This is a genomic window from Mesorhizobium sp., assembly GCF_004963255.1.
GTDB lineage: Bacteria > Pseudomonadota > Alphaproteobacteria > Rhizobiales > Rhizobiaceae > Mesorhizobium.
In genome coordinates this window covers 1-555 of record NZ_SUGA01000106.1, presented here as the reverse complement: position 1 = coordinate 555, position 555 = coordinate 1, and the positions used below count along the sequence as shown (strand labels likewise).

Annotated in this window: 1 protein-coding gene; it reads right to left on the bottom strand. The window is 66.7% G+C overall.

The features are described from left to right. The coding region (locus tag E5X34_RS32650) for an LLM class flavin-dependent oxidoreductase (RefSeq protein ID WP_292573344.1) at window positions 1–555 on the bottom strand (555 nt) is incomplete at both ends.

Sequence of the window (555 nt, the reverse complement as noted above, 5' to 3'; positions counted from 1 at the left end):
TGACCTGATGTTCGGTCGGCAAATGCGGCAGCACCAGCTCGCCGAAGCGATAGGCTTCTTCAAGATGCGGGTAACCCGAGAGGATGAAGGTATCGATGCCGAGCCGCCTATATTCGTCGATGCGCTCGGCGATCGTCGCGGGATCGCCGACCAGCGCCGTGCCAGCGCCGCCGCGCACCAGGCCAACGCCCGCCCACAGGTTCGGGGCGATCTCCAACTTGGCCCGGTCGCCGCCATGCAAAGCGCTCATCCGCGCCTGGCCGACCGAGTCCATGCGCGCGAAAACCTTCTGCGCCGAGGCGATGGTCGCGTCATCGAGCCGGCTGATCAGCCGGTCGGCGGCGGCCCACGCCTCCTCTGTGGTCTCCCGGGCAATGACATGCAGGCGGATGCCGAAGGAGAGCTTGCGGCCGGCCTTTTCGGCGAGCTCTCGCACGCCGTCGAGCTTGCGCCCGACATCGGCCGGCGGTTCGCCCCAGGTCAGATATTTGTCGATCTCCTGCGCCGCCACGGTCGATCCCGCATCGGAAGACCCGCCGAAATAGAGTGGTGGAT